This is a genomic window from Paenibacillus pseudetheri (genome assembly GCF_924513355.1).
GTDB classification, from domain to species: domain Bacteria; phylum Bacillota; class Bacilli; order Paenibacillales; family Paenibacillaceae; genus Paenibacillus_AQ; species Paenibacillus_AQ pseudetheri.
The window spans coordinates 1-772 of record NZ_CAKMAB010000101.1 but is presented as its reverse complement, the minus strand read 5'-3'; the positions used below and the strand labels follow the sequence as shown (position 1 = coordinate 772).

Here is a 772-nt window from a genome sequence, read left to right as displayed (position 1 = left end):
TTGCTTCGTAAGGTGGACAAATATATCGATTTTTCTTTTATCGATGAAATCGTTCGACCGCTTTACTGCGCCGATAACGGACGCCCTGCTATAGATCCAGTTATTTTATTTAAAATGATTTTTCTTGGATACTTTTACGGTATTCGTTCCGAACGTCAATTGGAGCGAGAAATCCAAACCAACTTGGCCTATCGTTGGTTTTTAGGACTAGGGTTGGGCGACAAGGTTCCTGACCACACAACGATTAGCTGGAACCGGCGGACCCGGTTTAAAGATACAACTATTTTTCAGGATATTTTCGATGAGATTGTTCTCCAAGGTATTTCACACCGAATGATTGGCGGACGTGTTCTCGTGACCGATTCGACCCATGTGAAAGCCAATGCGAATAAACACCAGTACACCAAACAACAAGTGCTACAAAATACCAAGGATTACATTGACGAACTCAATACCGCCGTGGCTGAAGACCGGAAAGAACATGGAAAAAAGCCCTGAAACCCAGAGAGGAAGTGAACGAAGAGAAAGAAATTAAAGTGAGCACAACTGATCCAGACAGTGGATATATGATCCGTGATGGCAAACCCGAAGGCTTCTTTTATTTGGACCACCGTACGGTCGATACCAAGTACAATCTCATTACCGATGTGCACGTAACGCCCGGAAATGTTCATGATTCCGTGCCCTATTTGTCGCGTTTAGATCGCCAGCAAGCACGTTTTGGGTTTGCCGTTGAGGCTGTTGCACTTGATTCAGGATATTTGACTACACC

The 772-nt window shown here is 44.3% G+C and carries 1 pseudogene; it reads left to right on the top strand.

The annotated features are described in order from the left end of the window. Positions 1 to 772: pseudogene (locus L1028_RS31070) on the top strand (transposase); the annotation flags it as partial.